This is a genomic window from Oribacterium sp. oral taxon 102 (genome assembly GCF_013394775.1).
GTDB lineage: Bacteria > Bacillota > Clostridia > Lachnospirales > Lachnospiraceae > Oribacterium.
Genome location: NZ_JABXYT010000001.1, coordinates 1,137,403 through 1,161,782 on the forward strand (window position 1 = coordinate 1,137,403; position 24,380 = coordinate 1,161,782).

A 24,380-nucleotide genomic window follows, 5' to 3' on the forward strand; every position below is an offset into this window, starting at 1 on the left:
TAGAGACGGTCGGATCGGCGGTAAAGACGGGGAGAACAGGCGTAATAAAGAGACAGGAGGTAGAGATATGAAGCGAAGGATAGCCTTGATCGGCTGCGGATATTTGGGAGAGATCATAGCGGAGGCGATGGAGAAGGGGCTGCTTCCGGGCTATGAAATGGCAGCGGCCATGAGCCGCAGGCGGGAATCTGCGGAGGCGCTGTGTCGGAGAGCCGGCGGAGCTGCGGCAGAGGGGCTTGCGGAGCTGCTGGGGGCGAAGCCGGATTTCGTGATTGAGACGGCATCGGTGGAGACGGTGCGGGAATACTGCGTTCCGATTTTGGAGGCGGGCATATCCTTCATTCCGCTGTCCATCGGTGCATTCGCAGATCGGGCGCTCTATGAGAGAGCCCGATCTGCAGCGGAGAGAAGCGGCGCGAAGCTGTATATCCCCCACGGAGCGGTGGGGGGCTTCGACGTCCTGCGCACCGCAGCCCTGATGGCGGAGGCGGAGGGCAGGACGCTTCGCGCCGGGATTTCTACCAGAAAGGGGCCGGCATCGCTTCGTAATACGCCGGTATACCGTCCGGAGCTGGAGACAGAGGAGCAGCTCGCATTTTCCGGAAGCTGTAAGGAGGCGATCGCCCTCCTGCCGGCGAAGGTGAATGTCGCGGTGGCACAGTCCCTCGCGACGGTGGGACCGGAACGGGCGAGTGCGAGGATTACCGCGGTTCCGGGCTTCGTGGGAGACGAGCATACGATCACGGCGGAGCTCCCGGGGATCCGGGTGGTATCGCAGGTTTACTCCGAGAACGCTGCGATCGCAGGCTGGTCCATCGTGTCTCTGCTCCGGGATCTGCATTCTCCGGTAAGCTTTTTCTGATAGGACCGCTCCGGCAGGCAGCAGCGTTTTATGTCTGATAGGATGGGAGCCTGCTTCCGTCAGGCATATCAGGGACTTGGGAAGTCATAAGCCTGAATGGGGTACTGCCTGGGAGGAAAGCAGAACGGGAAGGGCGGCATCAGGGAATAGGAGGCAGAGAGGTACGATATGCAAAAATTCAGAAAACTGGTTTCGATCGATAAAGTGGCGCTGATTCCGGAGGCACGGGAACAGCTCCGGCGTTATGCGGAGGAGGTGGTGTTTTTTGAGGACATTCCCAGGTCGGAGGAGGAGATTTTCCGGCGGATCGGGGATGCGGACGCTGTGCTGCTGAGTGCGAATTCCCAGCTTCGGCGAGCTGTGATGGAGAGGGTGCCGCAACTTCGCTATGTAGGGATGTGCTGCAGCCTCTATTCGGAGGAGAGCGCCAACGTGGACATTCCCTATGCCCGATCCCGCGGCATCACGGTGAATGGGATTCGGGATTACGGCGATCATGGGGTGACAGAATATGTGATCTACCAGCTCGTGAAGCTGCTGCATGGCTATGATGGGAGAATGCGCTACAGCCTGCCTCGGGAGCTTACCGGACTTCGGGTCGGCTTCGTAGGGCTGGGAGCCTCCGGCACTATGACGGCGCAGGCGCTTCGGCATCTGGGAGCGGAGATCCGTTATTTTGCCCGGAGCAGGAAGCCGGAGAGAGAGGCGGAGGGGATGCACTACGAGCCGCTTCGCGAGCTGCTTTCCGAAGCGGAGGTGGTCATCACCGCCTTGAATAAAAATGTGATCCTGCTTCACGAGGCGGAGTTCGCCGCATTGGGAAACGGGAAGATCATGTTCAACACCTCTATCGGACCTGCGGCGGAGGCGGGGCCTCTTCGGACGTGGCTTCAGAAGCGGGAAAATATTCTCTGCACGGATACGGAAGCGGCACTTGGCGAGGATGCGGCGGAGCTTCTGGAGTATGAAAATGTATACTGCATGCGGCAAAGCGCCGGGATGACCGAGCAGGCGTACCGGCTCCTGAGCGAAAAGGTGCTGCGGAATATCCGGAAGTATCTGGGAGAAGGGACGGCGTGATACGCCGGAAGTGAAGCAAAGCTCCGGCGTTTATCCGGCTTTACAACGGATGACCTTGACGCTCCGGTATTTTTGTAATAAGATACATCATCGAGTATCGCGGATGGTCGCTGCCGGAATCGCGAGAGCGTCCGGGAGAGGAAAGTCCGGGCTTCACAGAGCAGGATGCCTGATAACGTCAGGTTGAGGCGACTCACAGGACAGTGCAACAGAAAAGAACCGCCGGAAACGGTAAGGGTGCAAAGGCAGTGTAAGAGACTACCGGTTCTCTGGCAACAGGGAACGCTGTGTAAACCCCATTCGAAGCAAGACCAAACAGAGAGCACAGGGCTGCTCGTCCGCTCTCGGGTAGGTTGCTGGAGGCGCATGGCGACGTGCGTCCTAGATAGATGACCATCGATTACATAACCCGGCTTACAGCGGCACTCGTTTTTACAGCAATGCGCCCCCGCGGCTTGACCGCAGTGGGGCGCATTGCTGTGTTTTATCATCTGCCATTATTTTTTTTCAGACCTTGAGAGCCGGGTGCAGATAAGAGGATTGTCCAAATGGTCTATCTGTTCATCTCCGACCGGAAGCCGGTGGAATAGTGATCCTTGATGACGGCATTGATCTCCCTCAGATCGGACTGCGGCAGGTCTCCCGGGATGGTATTCTTCATGGCGGAGGCCGCATTGCCGTAGACGACTGCCTGCCGGACGTCGCCGCCGGAGGAGATCAGCCCGTAGAGCGCGCCGGAGATATAGGCATCACCGGAGCCGATACGATCCACGACGTCGATATTCAGATAGGGTGCTTCCTCGTAATAGCGATCGTCCTCCGTGGAGTAGGCGAGGGAGCTGAAGTCATGCAGCTTCGGGCTGTGGACGGTGCGCTGGGTGGCGAAGACCGACTTGATCGGAAATTCCTTGGTAAATTCTTTGATCATATCATGGCAGCTTCCCTCTTTTTGGAAGGTCAGCCGCGCGGTAGATTCGGAGCAGAAGAAGATGTCTACATAGGGGAGGATCTGCAGGATCGTTTCCCGCGCTTCGTCACCGGTCCAGAGGTTTCCGCGGAAGTTCACATCGAAGGAAATGAGCGTGCCGTTCTCCTTAAAGCGCTTGATTGCTTCGATTGCGGTTGCACGGATCTCCGGACTCAGCGCGAGCGTGATGCCGGAGGTGTGGAAGCACTTCGTATCGGTGTAGACCCTCGGATCGATCTCCTCCGGACGGATGGAGAAGAAGCTCGAATGCCGGCGGTCGTAGATAACCTGCGGCTTCCGAGGATATGCGCCGTACTCATACATATAGATGCCGACCCGCGCCTCGGGGCTGTCATCATAGAGGAAGTAGTCATCGGAGACGCCGTAGGAACGGATGGTGGCGCGCATATACTGTCCGAGGTCGTGGCTCGGGAGCTTCGAGATCACGCCGGTATGCAGCCCCAGCAGCGCGGCACCTACGGCGACATTCAGCTCTGCGCCGCCGACATTCTTCTCGAAGCTGTCCGACCGGGCGATCCGTTCGTTGCCCGGAGGGGAAAGCCGCAGCAGGAGCTGCCCCAAAGTTACCAGATCGAAATTTCGATTCTGAAATTCCATTTTATCTCCTCCTCTGATGATTTCCAAACGATTAAGGTTGATTTTACCCCATTCATCCGCTATAATCAAGTAAAATGTAAACGCTTTCATGAGCGAAGAAAAGAGTTTCTTTATGAATATCTACGATATATCGAGGGCGGCAGGCGTCTCCATTGCCTCCGTCTCCCGCGTCATGAACGGTGCGGGAAATGTCAGCGAGAAGACGAAGCAGAAGGTCATGGCGGCGATTGAGGCGACGAATTACCGTCCCAACGCTTATGCGCGGGCGCTGGGCAGCGGCTCGATGAAGACGATCGGCATCATGTGCTCGGATTCCACGGACATTTATCTCGCGAATGCTATCTATTATCTGGAAACCGCACTCCGGAAGAAGGGCTATCATTCGATTCTCTGCTGTACGGGCTATGATCTTAAGAATAAGAAAGCATCGCTGGATCTGCTCCGTTCCCAGCAGGTGGACGCAGTCATTATGGCAGGCTCGAAGTACGTTGAGCTCGAGCCAAGGAATAACCAGTACATCATCGAGGCGGCGAAGCATTTTCCGATCATGCTGATCAACGGCGCGATCGAAGCGGAGAACGTCTATGCGACGGTCTGTGACGACGGCTACGGCACGAAGGAGGCAGTGGGGAAGCTCTGCGGCTCCGGCTGCCGGGAGTTTATCTATATCTATTCCTCCGACAGCCTATCGGGGCGGAACAAGCTCGCCGGACTCTCTGCGGGCTGCCGGGAATGCGGGATCGGCTCTGCGAGCTTCCGCGTGGTGCAGAGCGGAAAGAATTACCGGGATGTCGCGGAGACGCTGGAACGGGAGTACCGGGAGAGACCCTTCGATGCAGTGATTACCAGCTCGGATACGACAGGTGTCGGCGCGGTGAAGTTCGCGCTGCGGCGCGGGCTCTCGATTCCGGAGGAGCTCTCGATCGTGAGCTTCAATAATTCGATTCTGGCAGAGTCTACCGTCCCCGAGCTTACCAGCATTGACTCAAGGCTGAAGGAGCTCTGCGACCGCACGGTTCGCTCTCTGATGAAGCTGCTTGATCCGGGAGAGGGGGAAAGTACGGTGCCGAAATGCACGGTGCTTAGGCCGCGGATCGTAGCACGGGAGACTACACGGTTCTGATACAGGCAATGGCAACGCAATCTATACCAAATATATTTTTTCTACAGGGAGGTATCACATGAAGGCATTTATGGATAAGGATTTCCTTTTGGCCACGGATACGGCGAAGGAGCTGTACCGCGATTTCGCGGAGAATGCGCCGATCCTCGATTATCACTGCCATATCAATCCGCAGGAGATTGCCGAGGACAGGCAGTTCGACAACATTTTCCAGGTATGGCTGGGCGGCGATCACTACAAGTGGCGGCAGATGCGAACCAACGGGGTGCCGGAGGAGTATATCACCGGTGACAAGCCGGATCGTGAGAAGTTTCAGAAATGGGCGGAGACCATGCCGAAGCTGATCGGGAATCCCCTCTATCACTGGTCTCATCTCGAGCTCCGCAAGTATTTCGGCTATCAGGGCTATCTGAACGGGGACACGGCGCAGGAGGTCTGGGATCTCTGTAATGCGAAGCTGAAGGAGCCCTCCATGTCCGTCCGGAATCTCATTAAGGCGTCCAATGTCACGCTGATCTGCACGACGGACGACCCGATCGACACACTGGAGTGGCACAGGAAGATCGCGGAGGATGAGAGCTTCGACGTGCAGGTGCTCCCGGCATGGCGTCCGGACAAGGTGACCAATATCGATAAGCCGACCTTCGTGCCGTATATACGGCAGCTCTCCGAGCGGTCCGGCATCGAGGTGAAGGACTTCGGCTCCCTGAAGGCAGCGCTGCAGAACCGTCTCGACTTCTTCCAGTCCATGGGCTGCATCGTGACGGATCATGCGCTCCGTTATGTGATGTATGCTCCGGCAGCGGAGGCGGAGGTGGATGCGATTGTGAAGAGAGCGTTCGCAGGGGAGACCATTGGCGAGGAGGAGGCGGCGAAGTACCGTACCGCAGAGATGCTTTTCCTTGCGAGGGAGTACAACAGGAGAAACATGGTCTTCCAGATCCATTTCGGCTGCATCAGGGACAACAATGCGGATATGTTTGGCAAGCTCGGCGCGGATACCGGCTTCGACGCGATCGACAACCATGCACCGGCAGACCAGATGGCAGGCTTCCTGAACACGCTTTCTGCGACGGACGAGATCCCGAAGACCATCCTCTACTCGCTGAATCCGAACGACAACGCGACCATCAATACGCTGATCGGCTGCTTCTGCAAGGCGCCGGTTCTGAATCGCGTGACGCAGGGCTCCGCATGGTGGTTCAATGACCACAAGCAGGGGATGATCGAGCAGATGACGAGCTATGCGAACCTCTCCGCGCTGGGAAACTTTAACGGAATGCTGACGGATTCCCGTTCCTTCCTCTCCTACACGCGGCATGACTATTTCCGCCGGATCCTCTGCAACCTGATCGGCGGCTGGGTAGAGAATGGGGAGTATCCGTATGACAGAAAGGCGCTTCAGGAGATCGTGAAGGGGATCTGCTATAACAATGCGGCGAGGTTCTTCGACTTTGCGCTGAAGCAGTATTGATCGAGGTCTCCTCTCCTTTCGGGGATGCGATGGTGCAATCGGGGGAAATCACATGACAGCGGGTGTGATGTCCCAAGGGCGCACGGAACGTCGGCGCTTCATGAAATAAGCTGTCTTGGCAGACAGTCCGGAGTCTGGCTTCGGGCTGTCTGCTTTTAAATGTTGCATAAGTCACAAAAAAAGCCCCAGTGCTGTAGTATGATTTCCGCAGGAACAAAGGGCAGCGTGATTTACACTGTAAATGCACATGCCGAAAACTTTGGCACCAACAATCCTGTAAGTCCTGCGCGTCGCTCCGCTGCTTCGCAGCTTTCGTGCCGCTGACAGGGGACTTATACAGTAAAAATGGAGGAATGATAATGCATTATACGGACTGGAGGAATAAGACGAAGGACTTTAAGAGGATCGATGTGCGGGGCATACAGGGAAATTTCTTCCCGGGGCTGCGGGCGCAGGCAATGGGACTTCCGGCGGGTGCGGGACTGGAGATCATACAGAGCTTCGATCCGATCCCTCTCTATGAGGTGATGGAGGGGCTCGGCTTCGAGCATTACACCGAGCAGACGGGAGATGCCGAGTTCCATGCCTACTTCTATCGGAGAGAGGAGAAGCAGGCGGAAAAGGACATCCCGATGCGTCCGGCGGCGCTCACGAACATGCCGCTGATCGACGAGGGGCTGGGAAAGCTGGCGGTGGAGTTCTGGAAACTGACCTGGAATGATGAGAAGCGCTTCCTTCCGTATGAGACACGGCTCCTGCTCTCCCTGACCAATGCGGTGGGAGCCGGACGGATGCGCCAGGCAACGAGGGAGCTGGTGAAGGCGTATATTCACGGACTGGACAGTGCGGCATTGGACGATGTATTTGAGCTTTTGGCGTGGAATCAGGGCATCGGATATTTCAGCTCGGAGATCGGTCCCTCTACCCTCTTTGCCGCATACAAGACAATCAAGCAGCTGGAAAAGCAGGGGAAGCCGCGCGATGAAATCGCCGCAGTGCTGAAGGAGAAATTCGGAGAGAAGAATCCGGATGTCCGGGTGCAGTGAGAGAGGGAAGCGGAATGAGGGAAAAGCATGGAGAGGTCTTTTCGATTGCGGGAGACAACGCGCCGATTCCGGGCTGTACGGTCTCCCGGGAGATCTGTGGCGGGGAAAACTGCGTCAGCTACTTTTCACTGGCAGAGAATACGGATATCAGCGCAGAGATCTATCCTTTCCATAAGCTTCTCTTAATGAATGAGGGAAGTCTGGAGATATACGGGAGCGGCAGGGACGGCGTACCGCTATCGCCGGGAGATGCGATTCTCACCGTCTGCGATGCGCCGGTAGGAATGCGTACAGCGTCCGGCGCTGTTTATACAGAGATTATGATAAGGAGGAAAGATGCAATGAATGAGGCGGTAAGAGCAGGAGAGGTATTTCAGCTGGCGGAGCTTCTGCCCTATGCGGAGGGGCGGATCGTGAATATGGACGTAGTTCACAACGAGAAAATGAAATTCGTGCTGATGGCGTTTGATGCAGGGTGCAGTCTCTCGGAGCATGCCGCGCCGGGAGAGGCGCTTGTCTTCGCATTGGATGGGGAGGCGGTCATAAGCTATGAGGGCAGGGACTATCCGATCCATGCGGGTGAAAGCTTCTGCTTCGCGAAGGCGGGACGTCATGCCGTGAGGGCGGAGAAGCGCTTCAAGATGGCGCTGCTGCTGACGCTGGAATAAATATAAGACGTGAGCCCCTCTGCCGTACAGATTTGTACGGCAGAGGGGCTTTTCTTTGCCCGGAATAGGCGCTCTCTAAATAGAAAGCGCGGAAAGCCGAAAAAGTTTGCATTGACAAGTAAAAAAATTATCTGTACAATTACGAAAAAGTAAGGTATACCTAACAAATTTAATAGCTTAATTTTTAAGGAGAACAGCAAATAAATGAAAAGGATATTTTTGTTTTTAGCTTTAGGAATTTTTTTTCTTGCAGGCTGCGGGAAAATGGCAGGAAGCGAAGCGGAGATGTCTGCGGACAGCGGTAAAAAAACCGTAACCGTGACCACTTCGTTTTTGTATGACATGGTATATCAACTTGCGGGGGATGCGGTGCAGAGAGAGCTTATCATACCGGCGGGAGAGGATCCTCATCTTTATGTGGCGAAGCCGGAGGATCTCAGGAAGATCGAGAAGGCAGACCTGCTGCTGTTCCACGGCCTGCATTTCGAGGGAAAAATGCAGGATGTCCTCAAGGAAAAAGGCTTTGCGGTAACAGACAGTTTCTCCGGGGATAGGATCGGCAGGATGGAGGAGAATGGGAGTACGGTAGTAGATCCGCATTTCTGGTTTGATATAGACCTCTACAAGGAGGCGGTGAGGAACGCGGGCAATAAGCTGGAAGCGCTTCTTCCTGAGGAGAAGGCTGCCATTACGGAAAGAACCGAGGCGTATCTGGAAGAGCTTACAAGGCTTGACGAAGAGAACCGGGAAGCACTTTCGGGGATACCGGAGGGACAGAGATACCTCATAACTCCGCACGATGCCTTCAACTATTTTTCTCGGAGGTACGGCATAGAGGTGGTCGCACCGCAGGGGGTGAGCACTGATTCTGAGGTGGCGAATAAGGATCTCGAGGATACGGTGAATTTCATCGTTTCCCATCAGGTAAAGGCTATTTTTGCGGAGTCGACTACAGATCCGGCAAGGATGGAGAAGCTCAGGGAAGCGTGCAGAGCGAAGGGCTTCGACGTAAAGGTGGTGAAAGGAGAGGGAAACGAGCTTTTCTCGGATTCGCTTGCCCCGGAGGGGGAGGACGGAGATACCTATGTCGCGATGTACAGGCACAATATCAGGCTTATTACCGATAATTTGAAATGATCTGAGGGATGAGGGAATGGAAGAGGTCATCATAAAGGTTGAGGATTTGACGATCGCGTATCATGATAAGCCGGTGCTCTGGGACAGTGATGTGAATATCATTAAAAACTCCATAACGGCGGTGATAGGTCCGAACGGCGCCGGAAAATCAACGTTGATAAAGGGGATTCTGGGGATTCAGAATAAGCTGTCCGGAGAGATTCGCATAAAGGGCGAACCCTTCAAAAGGGTACAGAAAATAATAAATTATATACCGCAGGCTTCGGCGGTAAACTGGGATTTTCCGACCACAGTGCTTGATGTGGTGCTTATGGGGAGATATGTACACTTGGGATGGATCAGGAGGCCGGAAAAAAAAGATGTGGAAATCGCGAAAAGAGCCATTGACAGGATCGGACTTTCGGAGTTTGAGAACAGACAGATTTCTCAGCTTTCCGGAGGGCAGAGACAGAGGGTATTCATAGCGAGAGCGATCGCGCAGGATGCGGAGATCTATTTTATGGACGAGCCGCTCGCAGGCGTGGACAAGCTTACGGAAGGGGTGATCGTGGACTTCTTCAGAGAGGAGCAGAAAAGAGGGAGGACCTTCGTAGTGGTGCACCATGACCTGTCCACGATAAAGGCGTATTTCGATCATCTTGTTATCCTCAATAAAAAGGTGATAGCGGAGGGGCGGACGGAAGATGTGTTTACGAAAGAGAACATGGAAAGGGCGATGATGCTGGGAGGCGGAAATGCTTAATACAGAGATTTTGACCGCTTATTCCTTCCTTATTGTAGCGGCAGGAACCTTTTTCCTCTCAGCGGCAGCGGGAGCCGTGGGCTGTATCACGGTGCTGAAGGGGCAGTCACTGATCGGCGACGCGATAGGGCACTCCGCTTTTCCGGGAGTGGTGCTTGCCTTTATGCTGTTTTTGCAGAGAGATCCGGCGGTGTTGATCCTGGGGGCGATCCTATCGGGAACGACGGCATTTATAGCCATACAGACCATAAATGCCGATTCAAAGCTTGAACTCGACGCCATATTGGCAGTGACGCTCTCTTCCTTTTTCGGGATCGGTATGGTGCTGAAGAGCCATATACAGGGAAATCCGGATTATGCGGGCGCTTCACAGTCGGGACTTCAGAACTACATTTTCGGACAGGCAGCGTATATTATGTCGGAGGACGTGAGGATCATCCTTTTTGTGGCGGTGTTTTCTCTCTTTCTTTTGCTTCTGTTCTATAAGGAAATCAAGCTGTTTTTATTTGATGAGATCTATGCGAGGACAATAGGGCTGCGGACCTCCCTTTTATATGGGATCATTCTTTTTATGACAATGAGCATCATCGCTACAGGCTTGAAGCTGGTCGGAGCTGTCCTTATCTCCTCACTGCTGATCGTGCCTGCGATCACTGCAATGCAGTGGAGCGATAAATTTCATATTGTACTGGGGATAGCCGGCCTTACAGGCGGCGCTTCGGCGCTGATCGGAACCTATATTTCAACCGCGTATAACGGAATGAGTACAGGAGCGACGATTATCCTTACCATGAGCGTCTTTGCACTTCTGTCTCTCATTGCCGGACCGCATGGCATGATTGCCAATCTGATAATACAAAGAGGGAGGTACAGATATCGTGCATGATTTACTGCTATCCCTCAGGATATCCTATGAATCACTTTTGGTCTTGCTTATGACAGCGCTGTCCTGTGCCGTCATAGGCTCGTTTCTGGTGCTCAGGAAGCTTTCGATGGTTTCCGACGCGATTTCCCACACTGTGCTTCTGGGCATCGTTATCGCATTTTTTATTGTTCAGGACCCTTCCTCCCCGTTTCTGATAGCGGGAGCCGCGCTTTTCGGGGTGCTTACCGTATTTGCCATAGAAATGCTTTCCGGCACGGGGCTGGTTAAAAACGATGATGCTGTAGGGATCGTTTTTCCTATGTTTTTCGCACTTGCGGTAATACTTATTACGAAGTTTGCCGGGAATGTGCACCTCGACACCGACATTGTCCTTATGGGAGAGGTGATTATGGCACCGCTGAACAGGACGTCGTTTTTCGGGAGCTCCATCCCGAAGGCGCTGCTTCAGATGTCGGTTCTGTTCGTGATAAATCTTTTATTTATTGCCGTTTTTTTTAAGGAATTAAAAATAAGCACCTTTGACAGGGAATTTGCCAGAGTAGCCGGTTTTTCTTCGACCGCGCTCTTCTATGCCCTCATGACGCTTTCCTCAATGACGGCCGTGGTCGCATTTGACGCAGTAGGGGCGGTGCTTGTGGTATCATTTCTGATCACACCGGGAGCGACGGCTTATCTGATCAGCAGGGACTTAAAGAAAATGCTCTTTCTTTCCTGCGTGTATGCCGTAATCAATTCGCTGATCGGGTATTCACTTGCCATGCTTATCAATGTGTCAATGTCAGGAATGACTGCGGCAGTGGCAGGCGGAAGCTTTTTTCTAACCTTTCTTTTCTGCAGAGAGGGGCTCATAACGAGGGTGCTCTTAAGGAGAAGGAACCGAAGGGAATTCAGACTTAATCTTATGACGATGCATATAGGAAATCATATGGGGCAGGCAGGGGAGAGCGCGGAGCTCGGGCTTTTCAGCATGAAAAACCATCTTAAATGGAAGCAGCGGGACATAGAGAGGCGGGCGAAAATGCTGGAGGAAAGAGGGCTGATTTATGCAGATAAAAATTCAGATATGTACAGGCTTACAGAAAGGGGAGAAATGAAGTATAATGAACTAAAATCTGATTATGGGATGTGATAACTTTGAATTCGAGCAGACAGGATTATCTTCAGGCGGTATACCGGCTCTCTTTAAAAAGAGGATACACCACAAACAAGGAAATCAGTGCGTATCTCCGGATATCAAAGGCTTCCGTCAGCGAGATGATCAGGAAGCTGGTGGCTGACGGCAAGCTTAAGCTGCAAAAAAATAACATTTCTCTTTCGACAGAGGGGGAAAAGGAGGCGAAAACCGTACTCTCGAAGCACAGGATATGGGAATATTTTCTGGTGGAGGTTCTGAAAATGGAGCACGGGAGTGTGCATGAGCAGGCGGATCTTCTGGAACACGTCACAAGCGATGCGCTTCGCGACGCCCTCAATAAATACCTCGGATATCCTACGCTAAGCCCGAACGGAAAGTTCATCTATGAAAATATGGAGGAAGTACGGGAAACGATGCGTTCATTGTGAAGATGACAGCGGTATAAAATTCTTTTATTATCGTCTAAAAAAGCTTGTTTTTTTATTTCCGTTCATGTAGAATGTGAAAGGTAAGAGCAGAGCGCATACGGCTTCATAACAGAGGAGATTCCCTATATGGAACGGGCGTTCTGGGGAAGGGACTCAACAGGAATGATATATCGACAATGTGACATAAGAGGAGGCAGAAGGCAGACTGATGAAAGGTCTGCTCTATTAGCGTAGAATCAAGAAGCGCGTTTCCTGTGCCGGTCTGTGCGGCTGCGGCGGGGAACGTGCTTTTTACTGTATAAGTCCCCTGCCAAGCGGAGCAGCGGAGTGACGCGCAAGCTCATTAGCATAAGTGTTTATAAAGAATGGAGGGTAAAGAAATGTTTTGGGGGAAACAGAGAAAGAAGAGGGAGCACCGCATCGGTGTCGCGGGGAAGCTGATTCTGAATATCATTGTTCCGATCACGCTCATTCTCGTTATTTTGGGCGTGATTATCCTCACCACGGTAGTGAGTGCGCTCTGGGGCGTGAAGAACAGAGCGATTTCCAATCAGATCAAGGCGGCATCGACACAGGTTACGCAGTATTTCGAGCCATACTTTGTGGTGGAGCGGTTTGTGAGGGAGCAGGAGTCGGTGAAGGCAGTGCTGGCGGAGCTGCAGCGGGAGCGGTCCTCCTATCACTTTGAGAACTCGTCCCATTACGAGGATGTGATGCGGGAAATGCGGGATGCGATGTCCATTGCAGGAACCGCCGCACAGAACGTATGGATCGCGGGGATTGAAAATAATCAGCTGATACAGACGACAGGCACGGAGGACTATTTTTCCGACAGCTTTCCGGCGAAGGAAAGGGCATGGTACAAGCTCCTCGAGCAGAATCCGAACGGCAGCGTCCTGAGCCCGGTCTATCTGGAGGTGGCGAGCGGGAAGCCGGTGGTCTCCATTGTAACCGCTTATACCGACGACTCCGGCAGCATCATCGGCGCAGTAGGGATGAATCTCTCCATAGATGAGGTGAATGAGTATCTGGGTAAAATCACCATTGGGAGAACGGGCTATATCACGGTCTACGACTCAGAGAACAATATCGTTTATCATCCGGATTCCTCAAATTTTATGAAGTATGTGAGCGAGACGCCGTATTCTGAGAATATGCGTACTGCCTTGGAAGAGAATATCACCAGCGATGTGATGCAGTATCGGCTGGGCGGCAGGGAATTCTATGGCGGAACCGATGTGCTCGAGGAGTATCAGTGGATCGTACTGGGCTGCATTACGGCGGCAGAGTACCGGCAGGAGACCGTCCTGCTGCTCTTCGTGATAATACTGGGCTTCCTGCTCTGCATCCTCGTTACGGCAGGGCTCTGCTTCTGGAAGATCCGGGGGCTGCTCCGGCCGCTGAAGAAGATCGGCAGCGCAGCACAGGAGTTTGCGAGCGGGCGGCTGGACAGCAGTATTGAGAGAGAAAGTAATGATGAGATCGGCGATCTGCAGGAGGCATTCGCCAGGACGCAGAACGGACTGAAGGAGATCATCACGGATATCGGCTATGTGCTGGGAGAGATCTCCCGAAAGAACCTCACCGTGCGGCTGTCGGCGTCCTATCAGGGCGACTTCATGCCGATCCGGGAGTCTCTCGAGGGCATCCGCGGCTCCCTGAACGAGATCATGGCGCAGATGCACGAGGCGGCGACGCAGGTAGACGCCGGCGCGGGGCAGGTCTCCAACGGAGCACAGATTCTGGCACAGGGCGCGACGGAGCAGAGCAGCTCGGTGGAGGAGCTTCTTTCCTCCGCCAGCGAGATCTCGGAGAAGACCGGGCACACAGCGAAGCAGGCGGAGCTCGCGAATGCAGAGGTCAAAAAGGTGGGAGAGAAGCTGGGAGACAGTACCCGGAAGATGGAGGCACTGCTCTCCGCTATGGGAGAGATCAAGGAAACCTCGGATGTGATCCAGGGCATCATCAAGACCATCGACGACATCGCCTTCCAGACCAATATCCTCGCGCTCAATGCGGCGATCGAGGCGGCGCGCGCCGGAGAGGCGGGCAAGGGCTTCTCTGTGGTGGCGGACGAGGTGCGGAGTCTTGCCGGGAAATCCGCCGAAGCGTCCCAGCGGACGCAGGAGCTGATCCTCAGCTCTCTCGCGGCGGTGCAGAAGGGCAGCACGCTTGCGGAGGAAACCTCTACGGCGTTGGGAGAAACTGCGGAGCATGCGCAGCAGGCAGTGAACTCTGTGCTGGAGATCGCAAAGAATGCCTCCGAGCAGGCGGATGCGGTATCCCAGATCACGGCGGGGCTGGATCAGGTTTCCTCCGTGGTGCAGGCGAACTCTGCAACAGCGGAGGAGAGCGCGGCGGCGAGCGAGGAGCTCTCCAGCCAGGCGACGCTGATGCAGGGGCTGATTGGAGAATTCCGGCTCACAGACGGAACGGACACGGCGGAAGAATAGAACAGTGCAGTAAGCGAAGACCCCGGGGCTCCTTTTTGAGCACTGGGGTTTTGCTATGCTTCGCGGACGACGCCGGCGCAGTTGGCAGGTGTATTTAATAACGGTTCAGCTAAGCCATGCAAATCGCGGATGTTCTGCCTGCAGCGCTGCTTTCATGCAAAAAATTTATAATATAATAAAAAAACTTGTTTTTCCTTTTCTTTTCATGTAGAATGAAAAAAAGGAATAGCAGAGATTATACGATTTCATAAAAAGGGATACCATTTCCGGGACGGAGATTTCTGCAGAAGGGACTGGACAGGAATGACGGACTGCCAATATGACGCAGAAAGACGAAGAGACAGACTGTCCAAGCCCTGCCCTTTTGTCCTGAAATCAAGAAAGGCACGCTTCTGACATCGGCCGAACAGGCTGATATAGGAAACGTGCTTTCTTTAGTGTACAGGCTTCTGCGGCGTCGGAGCGGACGCCATGGGATGCTGCGGTATTGTACAGGGCATGGGATGCCGTATATTCTGCCGGAAATTGCGGCAGGACATTATAAAAGGAGGTCAGAAAGTATGCATTGGGGGAAAAACAGGGGGAAAGACAGAGGAGGGGGACGCCGCATCGGTGTCGCGGGGAAGATGCTCCTGAACATCATCGTGCCGGTCACAGTCATTCTCATCCTTCTGGGAGCGATTGTTACTGCTATGGTGATAAACGCGCTCTGGGGTGTGAAGAACAGGGCGATTTCGAACCAGATCAAGGCGGCATCGACACAGGTTACGCAGTATTTCGAGCCATACTTTGTGGTGGAGCGGTTTGTGAGGGAGCAGGAGTCGGTAAAGGCAGTGCTGGCGGAGCTGCAGCGGGAGCGGTCCTCCTATCACTTTGAGAACTCGTCCCATTACGAGGATGTGATGCGGGAAATGCGGGATGCGATGTCCATTGCAGGAACCGCCGCACAGAACGTATGGATCGCGGGGATTGAAAATAATCAGCTGATACAGACGACAGGCACGGAGGACTATTTTTCCGACAGCTTTCCGGCGAAGGAAAGGGCATGGTACAAGCTCCTCGAGCAGAATCCGGACGGCAGCGTCCTGAGCCCGGTCTATCTGGATGTGGCGAGCGGGAAGCCGGTGGTTTCCGTCGTGACCGCCTTTACCGGCAGCTCCGGCAGCATCGTCGGCGCGGTGGGGATGGATCTCTCCATGGATGAGGTGAATGAGTACCTGGGCAAGATCGCCATTGGGAGAACGGGCTATATCACGGTCTACGATTCGGAGAACAATATCGTTTATCATCCGGATTCTTCGAATTTCATGAAGAACGAGCGAGAGGTGCCCTATTCCGAGAATATGCGCATTGCTCTGGAAGAGAATATCACCAGCGATGTGATGCGGTATCGTCTGGACGGCAGGGAATTCTATGGCGGAACCGATGTGCTTGAGGCGTATCAGTGGGTTGTATTGGGGTGCCTGCCGGGAACAGAGTACCGGCAGGAAACCGTCCTGCTGCTCTTCGTACTGGTACTGGGCTTCCTGCTTTGTATTCTCGTTACGGCAGGAATCTGCCTCTGGAAAATCCGGGCGCTGCTCCGACCGCTGAAGAAGATCGGCAGCACGGCGCAGGAGTTCGCGGGAGGGCGGCTGGACAGCAGCATAGAGAGGGAGAGCGACGACGAGATCGGCGATCTGCAGGAGGCATTTGCGGAGACCCAGAGAAGGCTGAAAGAAATCATCACGGATATCGGCCATGTGCTGGGAGAGATTTCCCGGAAGAACCTCACTACAAGGGTATCGGCGTCCTATCAGGGGGATTTCGTGCCGATCCGGGACTCTCTCGAGGGCATCCGAAGCTCCATGAATGAGATCATGTCCCAGATGAATGTGGCGGCGGCGCAGGTGGATGCCGGTGCGGGACAGGTTTCCAACAGCGCACAGGTGCTGGCGCAGGGGGCGACGGAGCAGACCAGCTCGATAGAGGAGCTCTTCTCCTCCGCTACGGAGATCTCGGAGAAGACCAAGCACACGGCGAAGCAGGCGGAGCTCGCGAATGAGCAGGTCAGAATCGCGGGAGAGAAGCTGGGCGAGAGCACCCGGAAGATGGAGGGATTGCTCTCCGCCATGGGCGAGATCAAGGAAACCTCGGATGTGATCCAGGGCATCATCAAGACCATCGACGACATTGCCTTCCAGACCAATATCCTCGCACTCAACGCGGCGATCGAGGCGGCACGCGCCGGAGAGGCGGGCAAGGGCTTCTCTGTGGTGGCGGACGAGGTGCGGAGTCTTGCCGGGAAGTCCGCAGAGGCATCCCAGCGGACGCAGGAGCTGATCCTGAGCTCTCTCGCGGCAGTGAAGAAGGGCAGCGCTCTGGCAGAGGAGACGGCATCGACCCTCGGAGAGACCGCGGAGCATGAGCGGCAGGCGGTAGACTCTGTGCTGGAGATCGCGAAGAGCGCTTCCGAGCAGGCGAACGCGGTATCGCAGATCACAGCGGGGCTGGATCAGGTTTCCTCCGTGGTGCAGGCGAACTCTGCAACAGCGGAGGAGAGCGCGGCGGCGAGTGAGGAGCTCTCCAGCCAGGCAACGCTGATGCAGGGTCTGATCGGGGAATTCCGGCTCGCGGACGGAATGGATGCGGCGGAAGAATAGAACAGCGCTTTTGGAGGCAGAGCTCGGGAGGGAGTCCGGGGTCTGTCTCTTTTTGTCTGTCATCGCTACTTGCAAATTGGCACAGATCTGCTACACTACAATCCGAATGATGGAAGGGTTGACAGCGGCTTGGCAAAATGCCGGTGAAATCGGAAAACCGAACGAGAGTGTCTTTTGAGGCGCACGCCCATGGCACGTGCGTCATGGATAAATCGGTGCTTTCCCGCTGCCTTATCGTCATATCTCTCTGGTTTACGATATTTTCCGATGACGCGAGATAACTGCAAATTCTGGCAACAGTGAAATGAGGAGAAGTTAAAGCTTATGAAATTAGGTATTGTGGGACTTCCGAATGTCGGAAAGTCGACTTTGTTCAATGCGATTACGAAGGCGGGAGCGGAGAGCGCAAACTACCCGTTCTGTACGATAGATCCGAATGTGGGCGTGGTGGCGGTGCCGGACGAGAGGCTGTCGCTGCTCTCTGCGCTGTACCATTCAGCGAAGACCACGCCGGCGGTGATCGAGTTCGTGGATATCGCGGGCTTGGTGAAGGGCGCCTCCAAGGGAGAGGGGCTCGGCAATCAGTTTCTCTCCAATATCAGGGAAACTGATGCGATCATCCATGTGGTTCGCTGCTTCGAGGATCCGAATGTCATTCATGTGGATGGCTCGGTAGATCCGCTTCGTGACATCGAGACTATCAATCTGGAGCTGATTTTCTCGGATCTTGACCTGCTGGATCGCCGTATCGCGAAGACCCGAAAGCTCGCGAACAATGACAAGGAGGCGAAGGCGGAGCTGGAGCTGCTGCGCAGGCTGCACGACCACCTCGAGGAGAACCGGCTCGCGATCGGCTTCGATGCGGAGGATGAGGAGAAGAACCGTTTTCTGGACAGTCTGGATCTTCTGACCAGAAAGCCGGTGATCTATGCCTGCAATGTGGCGGAGGATGACGTAGCGGCAGACGGCGCGGACAATGCGATGGTGCGGCAGGTTCGTGAATATGCCGGAGAGAACGGCTCGGAAGCGTTCGTGATCTGTGCGCAGATTGAGCAGGAGATCTCCGAGCTTCCGGAGGAGGACAAGGCGGAGTATCTCGAGTCCATGGGAATGACGGAGTCAGGACTGGACAAGATCGTCCGCGCCTCCTATTCTCTGCTGGGCCTGATGTCCTTCCTGACCGCGGGTGAGACGGAGACCCGGGCATGGACGATCCGCATCGGGACGAAGGCGCCGCAGGCGGCGGGGAAGATTCATTCCGACATTGAGCGAGGCTTCATCAAGGCGGAGGTCGTGAACTATCGGGATCTTCTGGACTGCGGTTCTCTTTCCGCGGCGCGGGAGAAGGGGCTCGTCCGAATGGAGGGAAAGGAATATGTGATGCAGGACGGGGATGTGGTTCTGTTCCGCTTCAACGTATAGACGCTTTTTCCTGCGAAGCGATCACAGACGATCGCTTCGCGCAGGCAGGATAATAAAACAGGTAATTTCTCGGAAAAGGACGGGAAATGCCTGTTTTTTTTATAGCAGGAATTCCTCCTTTTATCTTGATTTTTTCCCATAAGAATGGCATTATTATGTAGTAAGTGGTAAGAAGTGGAAGAAAGTGGTACATCAGAGATGTTTACGGGTGAGTATCATCACAATTTAGATGCGAAAGGACGGATGATCATCCCGGTCAAGTTTCGTGAGGACTTGAGCGGGGCGTTCGTCGTCACCCGTTCGCTCGACGGCTGTCTCTCCATGTATCGCCCGGAGGAGTGGGATGTGCTGGAGCGGAAGCTGAACTCCCTCCCGATGACGAATGAGAAAGCGAGGAGACTGAAACGCTTTCTGCTGGGAGGCGCGGTGAGCTGCGAGCTCGACCGGCAGGGACGCATCCTGATTCCGCAGGTGCTTCGGGAGACGGCTGCGCTGCGTAAGGATATCGTACTCGTCGGCGTAGGCGATCATGTGGAGATCTGGGCAAGTGAGAAATGGGCCAGTGACAATGATTTCTCCGACATGGACATGCTCGCTTCGGATATGGAGGGACTGGGGATTTGACATTCAGCCACTACAGCGTGCTCCTTCATGAAACGATAGAGGGGCTTCATATCAGGGAAAACGGGATCTATGTAGACGGTACGCTCGGAGGAGGCGGCCATGCGCTGGCGGTCGTGAAGCGGCTCGGCAGCAGGGGCAGGCTGATTGGGATCGACCAGGACAGTGCAGCGATTAAGGCGGCGGAAGAGAGGCTTCGGGACTATCGGGACCATGTCACCATTGTCCGGAGCAATTACGAGAATCTGCCGCAGGTGCTGCGGGAATGTAAGATAGAGAAGGCAGACGGGATATATCTGGATCTCGGGGTTTCGAGCTATCAGCTCGATGAGGCGGAGCGGGGCTTTTCCTATCGCTTCGACGCGCCGCTCGATATGCGGATGGATCAGAGAAATCCGATTACTGCGGCAGATATCGTAAACGGTTATTCGGAGGGTGCGCTCTTCCGCATGATCCGGGACTATGGAGAGGATCGTTTCGCACAGAATATTGCGAAGCACATCGTACATTACAGGGAAAAGAAAAGGATCGAAAGCACACTGGAGCTTTCCGAGATCATTTCTGCCGCGATTCCGGCGCGGATCCGCGCGACCGGCGGGCATCCGGCGAAGAGAAGCTTCCAGGCGATCCGCATCGAGCTGAACCGGGAGCTGGAGGTGCTGGAAAATACGATTGATGCGATGATCGATGCACTGGAGGAGGGCGGGAGGCTCTGCATCATTACCTTTCACTCATTGGAGGATCGGATCGTCAAAAATAAATTTAAAAATGCGGAGAACCCCTGCATCTGTCCGCCGGACTTCCCGGTCTGCACCTGCGGGAGGGTATCTAAGGGCAGAGTCATCACGAAAAAGGCGATCCTGCCATCCGAAAGGGAACTTGCGGAAAACCGGCGCTCTCAGAGCGCTAAGCTGCGAATTTTCGAACGAAACGTACATGCCGAAAACATCGGCATCACCAATCACATAAGTCCTTCGCGCTGCTTCGCTTCTTCGAAGCTCTCGCATCGCTAACAGCTATTCGCACTTTCGCGATATTTACATATCGCTTTGTGCGCATACCTGTTGTCCTGTCAAATGACCGAACGCTCGTGCAAGCAAGCTTGCCTCGTGTCCGTCCGCTTGATAGGGGACTTATACAGTAAGAAGCTGAGAAAGAGAGGAGGAGAGGACTATGGCAAGGAATGCCGCGATGAGAAGACAGAGCTATGTATCCGGCAGTGCCGTGAGAAGACCGGAGCCATACTGCAGAGCCGGCAGAGAAGGCACGGAGCGGCGTATCAGGAAGCGCGCGCCGCATCCTGCGACAGCCATGAGGAACCGCGAGGAATGGCGGAAGGAGCAGGAGAGAATCCTGCGGGAGCGGGAGCTCGGCCACCTTGCCCGGCAGGAGCGGCTCCGGACAAAGGCGGTGAGTCTGGATGCGCCCTTCCTTTTCCTCCTGATTGCGGCTTCGGCTTTCACGCTGTATTTTTCATTCGGCTACATTCAGCTTAAGACAGAGATGAATTCGAGGATCAGCTCCATTGAGAGGAAGAAGCAGACGCTGGAGCAGCTCCGCGCCGAGAACGATGCCATCCGGAATTCGATCGATACCTCTGTGGATCCGAATGAGATTTATCGTATCGCGACGCAGGAGCTGGGAATGGTCTATGCCGGGGAGAAGCAGGTCATTACCTATGATAAGACAGAAAGCGAGTATGTAAGACAGTATGAAAGCATCCCCAGATACTGAGAGGAACAGACGCCGGCGGACGAAGATCCTGCCGACGTATATGCAGGTGAAGCTAGCGATCACACTATCCGTGTTTCTGCTAGCTTTTCTTGCCCTTATCTATGTGATCTACCGGCAGATCCGGCAGAACAATGAGGAATACAACAGGATCGTGCTCTCGCAGCGGCAGGCATCCTATGATTCTCGGACGATTCCCTTTCGTCGCGGCAATATCATGGATCGGAACGGGACGCTGCTCGCGACCAGCCAGAAGGTCTACAACCTGATTCTGGACCCGAAGCTCATCCTATCGGGAAAGGAGCAGCGCTACCTCGATGCGACGGTACGGGCGCTGGAGGAATACTTCCAGTATGACGCGGTGGAGATCCGGACGCTCCTCACGGAGAAGAGCGGCAAGTCCTATCTGAAATATCGGAAGGAGCTGGGCTATGATGAGAAGGCGGGCTTCGAGCAGTATCAGAAGGACAAGAATCGGGAATACTACAGGGCGGGCAGCAAGGAACGGATCAGGGGCGTCTGGTTCGAGGAGGAGTACAAGCGGAATTATCCCTATGGCAGTCTGGCGAGCAGTATCATAGGCTTCGCGAACGGAGATGGCACACAGGGGAACGGCGGGGTGGAGCAGTTCTACAATTCCACGCTGATCGGAACAAACGGACGAGAGTACGGCTATCTCGACGCAGACACGAAGCTGCAGTCCGTCATCAAGGAGGCAGCGGACGGCAACAATATCGTCACGACCATCAATTATAATATTCAGTCCTCCGTGGAGAAGTATCTGAACGAGTGGCAGAAAAATGATATTGGCTCGAAGGTGGCGGCAGTGATCGTGATGGATCCGAAGACCGCGGAGGTGCTGGCGATGGCGAGCACGAACCAATATGACCTGAATGATCCCCGCGCGCTGGATCCGGCGGTCTATACTGATGCGGTACTGCTGGAGCTCGGGAAAAAGGAGGCAGTCGGCGTCTACCGGAGAGAGCATCCGGAGCAGCCGGCAATCACAGAGGAGCAGGCGGCCGGCTATTATACCAGGGACGAGCTCCTTTCCTACGGGCAGCAGGTGGCATGGAATCAGATCTGGAGAAATGTTGCTGTGAGCGATACCTATGAGCCCGGCTCCACGGCGAAGCCCTTCACCATCGCCGGCGCGCTGGAGGAGGGGGCGATTACGCCGAAAACGACCTTCGAATGCAAGGGCTATATCGAGCTGAATGACGGAATGCATACCTGGCGGATCCGCTGTAATAACCGGGAGGGACACGGGGTTCTCGACGCGGAGCATGCGATCATGCGCTCCTGCAATGTTTACATGATGCAGACAGCATTTCTGGAGGGTGCAGAGAACTTCATCAAATACCAGCACATCTTCGGCTTCGGAGAGAAAACCGGCATCGATCTGCCTGCGGAGGCAGATACCTCGGAGCTGATCTACAATGCGGACAGCATCGGCAGGACAGCGCTGGCGACCAATTCCTTCGGGCAGAACTTCAATGTGACGATGATACAGATGGCGGCGGCATACTGCAGCATACTGAACGGCGGCTCCTATTACCGTCCGCATGTTGTGAAGCAGATCCAGAATGCACAGGGAAATGTCATAGAGGATATCAAGCCGGAGCTTCTGCGGGTCACCGCCTCGAAGGAAACCTGCGCGTTTCTGAGAGAGGCGATGTTCCAGACGGTAGAGTCAGGAACCGGCAAGCTGGGACAGATCAAGGGCTATCATGTCGGAGGGAAGACCGGTACGGCGCAGAAGCTGCCGAGAGCGGCGAAAAACTATCTCGTATCCTTTGCAGGCTTCGCGCCGATTGAGGATCCGCAGCTTTTGGTCTATGTGATCGTGGATACGCCGAATCTCGAGGGAGAGGCGCAGGCATCTGCATCCTTTGCGACGAAGCTGGAGCAGAAGATCATGAACGAAGCGCTGCAGTTCCTGAATGTGACGCCGCAGGGTGACACAGATCCGGAGGATTCCATCAATAAGAATCTCTCCGCGCAGCAGGAGGGGATCGTACAGGAGAGCCGAAGTACACAGACGGCGGAGAACGGAGATACGGCAGAGAGCGCTGCCGGGATCGGTGACGGCGAAGCATTGGAAAGCAGTGTGCCGGAGACCGGTGAACCGGAGACGGACGAGCGAATCTCCGACGGGGAGGAGTCCGGGCTTCCGGATGCCGTACCCGGGGAGGACGAGAGCAGTGTATCGACAGATCGGGAATAGAAGAATAGATTGAGGTACACCAACAGATCGGGAATGGAAGAATAGATTTAAGAAGGCGGAGAAATGAATTTTACATTGTTTTTACTGAATATTTTCGGGGCATTTTCCCTCATGCTGCTCCTCATGCCGCGGCTGATCCCGGAGCTTCGGAAGCTTAAGTTCGGACAGGAGGTTCGGGACGACGGACCACAGTCCCATCTGAAGAAGCAGGGAACGCCGACGATGGGCGGTATCGGCTTCGTTTCGGTCATACTGCTCTGCGGTATCGTCATGCTGCTGCTCCTCCGGAGGAATCCGAGGGAGTCGAAGCTCCTGCCGGTGCTGCTGCTTACGGTGGGCTTCGCAGCGGTCGGCTTCCTCGACGATTACCTGAAGGTGGTGAAGCATCAGTCGGAGGGCTTCAAGCCGAAGCAGAAGTTTGCCTGTCAGCTGCTGCTCACGCTGCTGTTTATCGGCAGTCTTTCTTTCTCCGAGGACTTTTCGACGCGGATGCCGGTTCCCTTCCTCTCCATGGAGCTGGAGCTCGGCTGGTTCTATGTGCCGGCGGTGCTTTTCATCGTAACGGCGACAGACAACGGCGCGAATTTCACGGATGGCGTGGATGGACTCTGTGCTTCAGTGACGGCGGTTCTCGCGCTTTTCCTCGCGGCGGTTTCCTTTGCCTTTTCCGATGGAGAGCTGGCGCTTCCTGCTGGCGCCGTGTTTGGCGCGCTTCTGGGATTTCTTTGGTTTAATGCGAACCCGGCGAAGGTCTTCATGGGAGATACCGGAAGTCTTGCGCTCGGCGGCTTCGTCGCGGCAACGGCGTTGGAGTTGAATATCGCGCTGTTTATCCCGATCTTTGCGTTCATTTATCTCATCGAGGTTGTTTCCGTCATTTTACAGGTGGGGTATTTCAAGGCAACACATGGAAAACGGATATTCCGGATGGCGCCGATTCATCATCACTTCGAGCTGGGAGGCTGGTCGGAGACGAGGGTCGTAACGAACTTTACGATTGTGACGATCCTGCTCTGCCTTCTGAGCTTCGGGGTGCTGTGGGCGTCGAAAATGGCATGAGATACGGCGGGACATTCTGCAACGGTTCAGGTAATTCATGAGGAGCTGCATACCCGAAG

General features: G+C 54.8%; 20 protein-coding genes and 1 other RNA gene. 20 read left to right on the plus strand and 1 reads right to left on the minus strand.

Annotated elements, in window-relative coordinates:
* The first annotated feature begins 67 nt into the window (after nt 1–67).
* From HW273_RS05200 to rnpB, 3 genes are all read left to right on the plus strand, one after another.
* Entirely contained in the window at nt 68–862 is a 795-nt protein-coding gene (locus HW273_RS05200) for an aspartate dehydrogenase domain-containing protein (protein WP_179010768.1), read from the plus strand.
* Between the two features lie 168 nt (nt 863–1,030).
* On the plus strand, nt 1,031–1,942 hold the full coding sequence (locus tag HW273_RS05205) for an NAD(P)-dependent oxidoreductase (RefSeq protein WP_179010769.1): 912 nt from the start codon (nt 1,031–1,033) through the stop codon (nt 1,940–1,942).
* A 91-nt stretch (nt 1,943–2,033) separates the two neighbouring features.
* Nucleotides 2,034–2,375: RNase P RNA component class A (gene rnpB / locus HW273_RS05210), an RNA gene on the plus strand.
* 120 nt (nt 2,376–2,495) lie between these two features.
* On the opposite strand, the gene HW273_RS05215 is transcribed toward rnpB, so the two are convergent.
* Nucleotides 2,496–3,527, minus strand: coding sequence for a sugar kinase (locus HW273_RS05215; RefSeq protein WP_179010770.1), 1,032 nt, complete (start codon nt 3,525–3,527; stop codon nt 2,496–2,498).
* Between the two features lie 112 nt (nt 3,528–3,639).
* Between HW273_RS05215 and HW273_RS05220 the strand changes: the two genes are divergently transcribed.
* From HW273_RS05220 to mraY, 17 genes are all read left to right on the plus strand, one after another.
* Nucleotides 3,640–4,650: a LacI family DNA-binding transcriptional regulator gene (locus HW273_RS05220; RefSeq protein ID WP_179010771.1), complete on the plus strand. Its 1,011-nt coding sequence runs from the start codon at nt 3,640–3,642 to the stop codon at nt 4,648–4,650.
* Nucleotides 4,651–4,708: 58 nt separating this feature from the next.
* The gene (gene uxaC, locus HW273_RS05225; protein WP_179010772.1) at nt 4,709–6,124 is read left to right on the plus strand and encodes a glucuronate isomerase; all 1,416 of its coding nucleotides are present in this window, start codon (nt 4,709–4,711) and stop codon (nt 6,122–6,124) included.
* Between the two features lie 359 nt (nt 6,125–6,483).
* The gene (locus HW273_RS05230) at nt 6,484–7,170 is read left to right on the plus strand and encodes a DUF2249 domain-containing protein (RefSeq protein ID WP_179010773.1); all 687 of its coding nucleotides are present in this window, start codon (nt 6,484–6,486) and stop codon (nt 7,168–7,170) included.
* A gap of 14 nt (nt 7,171–7,184) precedes the next feature.
* On the plus strand, nt 7,185–7,838 hold the full coding sequence (locus tag HW273_RS05235) for a cupin domain-containing protein (RefSeq protein WP_179010774.1): 654 nt from the start codon (nt 7,185–7,187) through the stop codon (nt 7,836–7,838).
* A 264-nt stretch (nt 7,839–8,102) separates the two neighbouring features.
* Nucleotides 8,103–8,975 carry a metal ABC transporter solute-binding protein, Zn/Mn family gene (locus HW273_RS05240; RefSeq protein WP_243206748.1) on the plus strand — a complete coding sequence of 291 codons (873 nt, stop codon included), beginning with the start codon at nt 8,103–8,105 and terminating at the stop codon, nt 8,973–8,975.
* 16 nt (nt 8,976–8,991) lie between these two features.
* The gene (locus tag HW273_RS05245) at nt 8,992–9,717 is read left to right on the plus strand and encodes a metal ABC transporter ATP-binding protein (RefSeq protein ID WP_179010776.1); all 726 of its coding nucleotides are present in this window, start codon (nt 8,992–8,994) and stop codon (nt 9,715–9,717) included.
* Nucleotides 9,710–10,603, plus strand: coding sequence for a metal ABC transporter permease (locus HW273_RS05250; protein WP_179010777.1), 894 nt, complete (start codon nt 9,710–9,712; stop codon nt 10,601–10,603). Before HW273_RS05245 ends, HW273_RS05250 begins: the two co-directional genes overlap by 8 nt.
* Entirely contained in the window at nt 10,596–11,732 is a 1,137-nt protein-coding gene (locus HW273_RS05255; RefSeq protein WP_330603959.1) for a metal ABC transporter permease, read from the plus strand. Before HW273_RS05250 ends, HW273_RS05255 begins: the two co-directional genes overlap by 8 nt.
* Before the next feature lie 5 nt (nt 11,733–11,737).
* Nucleotides 11,738–12,166 (plus strand): metal-dependent transcriptional regulator, encoded by a 429-nt coding sequence (locus HW273_RS05260; RefSeq protein WP_179010778.1) that lies wholly within the window; start codon nt 11,738–11,740, stop codon nt 12,164–12,166.
* A gap of 380 nt (nt 12,167–12,546) precedes the next feature.
* On the plus strand, nt 12,547–14,619 hold the full coding sequence (locus tag HW273_RS05265; protein WP_179010779.1) for a methyl-accepting chemotaxis protein: 2,073 nt from the start codon (nt 12,547–12,549) through the stop codon (nt 14,617–14,619).
* Between the two features lie 560 nt (nt 14,620–15,179).
* Nucleotides 15,180–17,261 (plus strand): methyl-accepting chemotaxis protein, encoded by a 2,082-nt coding sequence (locus HW273_RS05270; RefSeq protein WP_179010780.1) that lies wholly within the window; start codon nt 15,180–15,182, stop codon nt 17,259–17,261.
* Between the two features lie 324 nt (nt 17,262–17,585).
* Complete coding sequence (gene ychF, locus HW273_RS05275) at nt 17,586–18,683, plus strand: redox-regulated ATPase YchF (RefSeq protein ID WP_179010781.1); 1,098 nt, start codon at nt 17,586–17,588, stop codon at nt 18,681–18,683.
* A 198-nt stretch (nt 18,684–18,881) separates the two neighbouring features.
* Nucleotides 18,882–19,307, plus strand: a complete 426-nt coding sequence (gene mraZ, locus HW273_RS05280; RefSeq protein ID WP_179010782.1) for a division/cell wall cluster transcriptional repressor MraZ — start codon at nt 18,882–18,884, stop codon at nt 19,305–19,307.
* A complete protein-coding gene (gene rsmH, locus HW273_RS05285; RefSeq protein WP_179010783.1) occupies nt 19,304–20,317 on the plus strand; it encodes a 16S rRNA (cytosine(1402)-N(4))-methyltransferase RsmH in 1,014 nt (337 codons plus the stop codon). The genes mraZ and rsmH overlap by 4 nt, the downstream gene beginning before the upstream one ends.
* Nucleotides 20,318–20,477: 160 nt before the next feature.
* Nucleotides 20,478–21,038 (plus strand): septum formation initiator family protein, encoded by a 561-nt coding sequence (locus HW273_RS05290; protein WP_179010784.1) that lies wholly within the window; start codon nt 20,478–20,480, stop codon nt 21,036–21,038.
* 40 nt (nt 21,039–21,078) lie between these two features.
* Nucleotides 21,079–23,262: a peptidoglycan D,D-transpeptidase FtsI family protein gene (locus HW273_RS05295; protein ID WP_243206749.1), complete on the plus strand. Its 2,184-nt coding sequence runs from the start codon at nt 21,079–21,081 to the stop codon at nt 23,260–23,262.
* Nucleotides 23,263–23,325: 63 nt separating this feature from the next.
* Nucleotides 23,326–24,321, plus strand: coding sequence for a phospho-N-acetylmuramoyl-pentapeptide-transferase (mraY, locus tag HW273_RS05300; protein WP_179010786.1), 996 nt, complete (start codon nt 23,326–23,328; stop codon nt 24,319–24,321).
* Nucleotides 24,322–24,380: the final 59 nt, after the last annotated feature.